Annotated in this window: 6 protein-coding genes and 1 pseudogene; all 7 read left to right on the top strand. The window is 62.3% G+C overall.

The genetic code is table 11. The features are described from left to right. Positions 1–105: 105 nt before the first annotated feature. Entirely contained in the window at positions 106–933 is an 828-nt protein-coding gene (gene hutG / locus NH195_RS07310) for an N-formylglutamate deformylase (protein ID WP_066705058.1), read from the top strand. Then, a complete protein-coding gene (locus NH195_RS07315) occupies positions 933–2,345 on the top strand; it encodes a formimidoylglutamate deiminase (RefSeq protein ID WP_081423820.1) in 1,413 nt (470 codons plus the stop codon). The genes hutG and NH195_RS07315 overlap by 1 nt, the downstream gene beginning before the upstream one ends. 25 nt (positions 2,346–2,370) lie before the next feature. Continuing rightward, positions 2,371–3,120 (top strand): IclR family transcriptional regulator, encoded by a 750-nt coding sequence (locus NH195_RS07320; RefSeq protein ID WP_066705059.1) that lies wholly within the window; start codon positions 2,371–2,373, stop codon positions 3,118–3,120. Positions 3,121–3,314: 194 nt separating this feature from the next. Then, a complete protein-coding gene (locus NH195_RS21785; RefSeq protein WP_202906491.1) occupies positions 3,315–3,875 on the top strand; it encodes a MarR family winged helix-turn-helix transcriptional regulator in 561 nt (186 codons plus the stop codon). Continuing rightward, positions 3,872–4,657, top strand: coding sequence for a DNA alkylation repair protein (locus tag NH195_RS07330; RefSeq protein WP_066705061.1), 786 nt, complete (start codon positions 3,872–3,874; stop codon positions 4,655–4,657). The genes NH195_RS21785 and NH195_RS07330 overlap by 4 nt, the downstream gene beginning before the upstream one ends. Positions 4,658–4,671: 14 nt before the next feature. After that, positions 4,672–5,000, top strand: a pseudogene (locus NH195_RS21840) (DUF6616 family protein). A 340-nt stretch (positions 5,001–5,340) separates the two neighbouring features. Further along, the coding region (locus NH195_RS07340) for a type VI secretion system Vgr family protein (protein ID WP_238379717.1) at positions 5,341–6,083 on the top strand (743 nt) is incomplete at its 3' end.

The raw sequence follows: 6,083 nt of genomic DNA on the forward strand, positions 1-6,083 counted from the left end.
CCCCTCGCGTTGCCGCAGGGGAGGCACTCCTGTGTTGGATGTATAATTTCTTGACCTCGTAATTTTGTATGTCAATAACTGTTTTCAAATATGAAAGGATTGGAGATGCAGGACGCGCCCGCCCTTCCCGAAAAACGCCTAGTATTTGAACAGATATGCGGCAGCACACCGTTGCTTCTGAACGTGCCGCATGCCGGCACCCAGGTGCCCGACTCGCTGCGCGCGGCGCTGACGCCCGGGGCGCTCGATCTGAGTGACACCGATTGGCACATGGATCGCATCGCGCGCGACCTCTTGCCCGAGGGTGCCAGTCTTATGGTCGCCAATGTGACGCGCTATGCGGTGGATCTCAACCGTCCGTCGGACGACAAACCGCTTTACGCCGGGGCCACGACCGGGCTGATGTCGACCATCACCTTCGACGGCGTGCCGCTCTACCGTCCCGGCGCCGAGCCGGATGCGGCGGAGCAGGCAGAGCGCATTGCGGCATGGTGGACGCCCTATCACGCGGCGCTGGCCGCAGAGATCGCGCGCATCAAGGCGGCACATGGCTATTGCGTGATGCTGGACATGCACTCGATCCGCAGTCAGGTCCCGCGCCTGTTCGAGGGGCGTTTGCCGGATCTCAATCTCGGCACGAATTCCGGTGCGGCCTGTGCGCCGGGCCTGTCTGACGCGGCTTTCGCAGCCCTTCAGGCCAGCGAGTACAGCGCGGTGCGCGACGGGCGCTTCAAGGGCGGCTACATCACGCGCCACTATGGCCAGCCGGAGCAGAACGTGCATGCCCTGCAAATCGAGATCGCGCAGGAGTGCTACATGCAGGAAGAGACGCCCTGGAGCTACATTCCCGAGCGTGCCGACCGGCTGAAAGAGACGCTGGCGCGGTTGATTGCGGTCATGGCCGACTTCCACCCCGAGACGGAGCAATCGTGATGGCTTTCGAAACGCTGAAAGGTGCGCATTTCCGATTTGCGCTGACCCCCAAGGGCTGGGTGCGCAACCTGTCGGTCCATTTTTCGCCCGACGGGCTGATCCGGGCCGCCGCCGAGGACGACAACCCGGAGGGGCTTCCGGTCTATGACAACCCGGTCGTGCCTGGGATCGCCGACCTGCACAGCCACGCCTTCCAATATGCGATGGCGGGCCTTTCCGAGGTGCGCCGCAACCCGGTCGACAGTTTCTGGTCCTGGCGCGACATCATGTATTTCTTCGCCCTGACCCTGTCGCCCGAGGACATGCAGGCCATCGCCGCGCGGCTTTACCTGTCGCTGCTCAAGGGCGGCTATACGGGGATCGTGGAATTCCACTACGTGCACAACGATCTCGACGGCACACCTTATGCCCGACGCGAGGAACTGTCGCTGGGCATTTTCGAGGCGGCAGAGGCCGCCGGGATCGACCTGACGCACCTGCCGGTGTTTTACGCGCATTCCAACTTTGGCGGGCTGGCGCCGACCGACGGTCAGCGGCGGTTCATCCAGAGCCTCGATGGCTATGCCGAAATGCTCGACAGCCTGCGTGCGCCCGCCAAGGCTGCGGGTCATACGCTCGGCATTGCGCCGCATTCGCTGCGCGCCGCCACGCCGGAGGAGATCGCGAAGCTTCTGGAGCTGCGCGCCGATCTCATTCCCGACAGCCCGGTGCATATCCACGTCGCCGAGCAGGTCAAGGAGGTCGAGGATGCGCTGGCCTGGAACGGCAAGCGTCCGGTCGCGCAACTGTTCGACATCGCCCCCGTAGACAAGCGCTGGTGCCTGATTCATGCGACGCATCTCGACGACCGCGAGGTGGCGATGATCGCGCGCAGCGGCGCGACGGTCGGTCTCTGTCCGCTGACCGAGGCGAATCTCGGCGACGGCATCTTCCGGGGTACGGATTATCTGGCGCAGGGCGGGGTCTTCGGCATCGGATCGGATTCCAACATCGCCACCTGTGCCGCCCAGGAAGTGCAGCAACTCGAATACAGCCAGCGCCTTCGAGACCGGCAACGCAACGTTCTGGCCGCGATGGACACGCCCCATGTCGCCGCGAACCTCTGGACCCGTGCGGCCCAGGGCGGGGCGCGGGCGGCGGGGCGCCCGGAGCAGGGGCTGGCCGTCGGCGGCATGGCGAGTTTCGTCGAGGTCGCTTCGCCGGAACCCGCAGCGATTCTGCCGGTCGAACCCGAGGCCCTGCTTGACTTCCACGTCTTCGCTGGCCGAGGCTTCCATGTGGGGGATGTCGTGGTCCGGGGCAAAAAGGTGATCGCGGACGGGCAGCATCCGCAGGAAGAGAAAATTGTCGCAGATTATGGCGTGGCCATGTCGCGGGTCGCAGAGCGGCTGTCCGCAAGAAGGTCGACCTGACACTGCAATCCACTGGGGAGGCGCTTTGGTAAAGGAACCTGATTACCGTTCGAATTCGCTTCTGCGGGGGCTCGGCATTCTCGAATGCTTCAGCGCTGACAGCCCCGAGTTGACGCTCTCTGAAATCGCCGAGGCGCTGTCGATCACCAGCAGCGCGGCCTATCGCTTTGTCGTCACGCTGGAGCGGGAAGGCTATCTCAGCAAGCACAAGACCAGCTATCGGCTCGCCCCGCGAGTGATGGATCTGGGCTATCGCTATCTGGCCTCGCAGGATGTCTACGATATTGCCCGGGTTCCCGCCGACGAGCTGCGCGCCGAAACCGGGTTCACGGTGCATGTTTCCGTGCTCGAAGGGACCGAGATCATCTATGTCTATCGCGCCCTGTCCAATCGCGCGATGGTGTCGAACGTGCCTGTCGGCTCGCGCCTGCCGGCCTTCTCGACGACGATGGGGCGTATGCTCCTTTCGGACCTGCCGGAAGAGGATCTGGACCGCCGCTTCGACGGATATGTCTTCGAACGCATGAGCCCGCTCGCGCCGTCCTCCCTTGCGGAGCTCAAGCCGCTTCTGAAGGAAGATCGGGAAAGAGGCTATGTCGCGCAAAGGTCGCATCTTTCGACCGGCACGTTTTCCATCGCCGCGCCTCTGGTCTCGCGTTACGGGCGTACCCTCGGGGCGATCAACCTGTCCGGCCACGAGATGCAGCTTCACCCGGATGAGGCGCTGATCGGCAAGGTCAGGGCCACGGCGTGCACGATTTCGCAAATGCTCTAGGCGTTCGTTCCGGCGTTTGAGGCCCGGGACCTGTCCGGCCCGCGTGCGGTGAAGGCGGTGCCTCAGATGTCGTGGTGTCCCTTGAGAAACTTACCCGATCCGGAAATGGCGCCTTGTGGTGGCACGACGCCGGACGATGCCATCGAGCCTGAAAGTGATTGACTATAATTAGGCGCCATATTATTCGGTGCCGTATGATGCAGATGCTTGAACAAAAACACATGGCGTTGCTGGCGGAAGCCGAGCGTCGGGAGCGCGCGCCGACGGACAACATCCGCGCATGTTTCGAACTGTTGGCATTGACGGGCGCCATTGATCGCGACTGCGCAGTCCGGCTCGCGCGGCATCGCCTTTCCGAAGGCAAGTTCGTTCTGTTGTTCCTTTTGCACGACAAGCCTGAGGGGCTTTCGCCGCATGAATTGGCTGAACGGGCGGGCGTGACGCGGGCGACGATCACCGGACTTCTCGATGGGCTGGAACGTGACGGCTTCATAGTTCGGCGCGGTGGCCTCAGCGATCGGCGAAAGATTGCCGTTGCATTGACCGAGGTCGGGCAGACGGCGGCGGGGGAGCTGTTCCGCGAACATACCGAATGGGTCGCCTCCCTGTTTCAAGGCTTTACGGCAGCCGACCGCCAGACCTTGACCGGTCTGCTGCAACGCATTTGGCGGAATCTGGAGACCGGAAAGCAACAGGCAGGCCAGGAACGGGCAGGCAAGCAACAGATTGGCCAAGATGAGGATGCACGCGCATGAGCGGCGCGAAGGCCGCCGGGCGCGGCGTCAAGGAGATTGATCCGAACCGCCGCGCCCGGCTCAACGCCGGAGAGGTGGAGGCCGCAACGCTGACCGAATGTCTGGCCGTCGATTTCACGGCACTCATGCGCACTGTCCTGCCGGAAATCGGTGCGGACGCCTTGAGCGAAATGGAGCGCGGTGCGGCGACAGGCATTTCCAAACGCATGTCGCTTGCGGCGCGAGTGATCCGCGGGGAGCTTGGCGGCTCCGTTTCGGAGCGGCTTGGACGGCACAGATCGGACACCGTGCGTGGCTGGGCCTGCTTCATGATTGGCGCCGCCGCCGATATGTCGCTCCGCGACCGCCTCGCGGCCATACGCCCCTATGCGGACGACCTGCATTTCGGGGTGCGGGAATGGGCGTGGATGGCCGTCCGAAAGCATTTCGCCGCTGAACTCGAAACCGCCATCGCCATGTTGTCCGAATGGACCGCGGACCCTTCGGAGCGCGTGCGTCGTTTTGCATCGGAAGCGACCCGGCCGCGTGGTGTGTGGTGCACGCATATCGGTGCGCTCAAGGCGCAGCCGCAACTTGCGCTTTCGATTCTTGAGCCGCTTCGCGCAGACCCGTCCACCTATGTGCAGAACTCCGTCGGCAACTGGCTGAACGATGCTGGCAAGGACCGGGCGGATTGGGTGCAGTCCCTATGTGCCCGGTGGTCCGTCGAAAGTCCGACACCTGCGACGGGGTGCATCTGCAAACGCGCGCTTCGCTCGATCTCTCCCGTTCCCAAAAACTGAAACGGATGCAATGCATGGCTCATTATCTCACCGAACTCTACACGCCGAAACCTGCCTGGCTGGAGCTGTCTGACGACCGGCGCCAACGGTTCTTTGACGCCATCGGGGCTGCGATACCTGCCTTGTCTGCCCTCGGCGTGGAGGCAAGGTCGATCGGACCAGACTCCATTCCGCGCCGCAGGCATTCTTTGCAGTGTGGCGCTGTCCCGATGACGCGGGGCTCGGCGCGCTCGTGTCCGGCATCGCGCAATCGCGCTGGCACGACTATTTCGAGACCGTCAATGCCGGTGGCGAAGCAACCGATCTGACCAGCCATCTCGCGCAACTCGGCGAAGCCGTGTGACGGTAGAGGCACGTTGTACAGAGTGATGGTCTGAGACGTTTTAAAGGCCGCATTACACAAAATTTGGCGCGCTCATCAGGAGCATCGTGCTGTATTTTGCAGGTGCGATCAGAGACGCGGTTTTGATTCAAAATCATCGGGCGGACAGCCCGGCACTCGCCGCACGGAATGCGAATATCCGATCGGGGGGGAGCTTTGTTCAGCTCGCACAAATGTTTCCAGTCATGACACCTTGTTCCGTTTATTTCCCCTTGAGTTGATCTTTCACGAGGCTACACTCGCGCCAACTCCTTCCCAGTTTCTGGTTTCCGTCATGTCATTCTTCTCGCAAACCTCCCGCATGGGTCGCCTGACCACCGCACTTGGCGAGGACGTTTTGGTCCTGATGCGCTTTGAAGGCGAGGAGCGGATCAACGGGGTGTTTAGCTACCACGTCGACTGTCTCGCCTCCGCCGATGATATTGATTTTGATGCGCTTTTGGGCACTCACGCCACCGTCACGCTGCGCACCCATGACGGCTCGGACAAGCCTTTCGATGGCATCATTTCCGAAGCGCGCTGGATGGGCGCGGGCGAAAACGGCCATCGTTATCGGCTGACCCTCAAGCCCTGGTTCTGGCTCGCCTCGCTCCGTCGCAACCAGCGGATTTTTCACAATAAAACCGTGGTTGACATCCTCACGGAGCTCCTCGGTGCCTATGCCTCGGCAGGCAAGATGGAGACCCGGCTGACGCTCGATTACCCGGAACTCGAATACACCGTTCAATACCGAGAAAGCGACATGGATTTCGCCGCGCGCCTCATGGAACGGCACGGGATTTCCTATCATTTTGAACAGGATAGCGGCTCTCACCTGATGGTTCTGACCGACATTGTCGAGAGCCATGCGACCATCGGCGAGCGCCCGTTCAAGCCCTATGATGGCCACCACCAGGAGGAAATCGAGCACTTCTGGGAATGGCGGCCAGCGCGGCGGATCACGACGGGGGCGGTGCGGCTCACGGATTACAATTTCAAGACGCCGACCGCGGCGATGGAAACCAATTCTTCATCTTCTTCGCGCTATGCTCAGGGCCAGATCGA

Source organism: Celeribacter ethanolicus (assembly GCF_001550095.1).
Lineage (GTDB): Bacteria > Pseudomonadota > Alphaproteobacteria > Rhodobacterales > Rhodobacteraceae > Celeribacter > Celeribacter ethanolicus.

Excerpts from the sequence above, each read along its gene's own strand:
- hutG (WP_066705058.1), top strand. The coding sequence starts at position 106 with ATGCAGGACGCGCCCGCCCTTCCCGAAAAACGCCTAGTATTTGAACAG.
- NH195_RS07315 (WP_081423820.1), top strand. The coding sequence starts at position 933 with ATGGCTTTCGAAACGCTGAAAGGTGCGCATTTCCGATTTGCGCTGACC.
- NH195_RS21785 (WP_202906491.1), top strand. The coding sequence starts at position 3,315 with ATGATGCAGATGCTTGAACAAAAACACATGGCGTTGCTGGCGGAAGCC.
- NH195_RS07330 (WP_066705061.1), top strand. The coding sequence starts at position 3,872 with ATGAGCGGCGCGAAGGCCGCCGGGCGCGGCGTCAAGGAGATTGATCCG.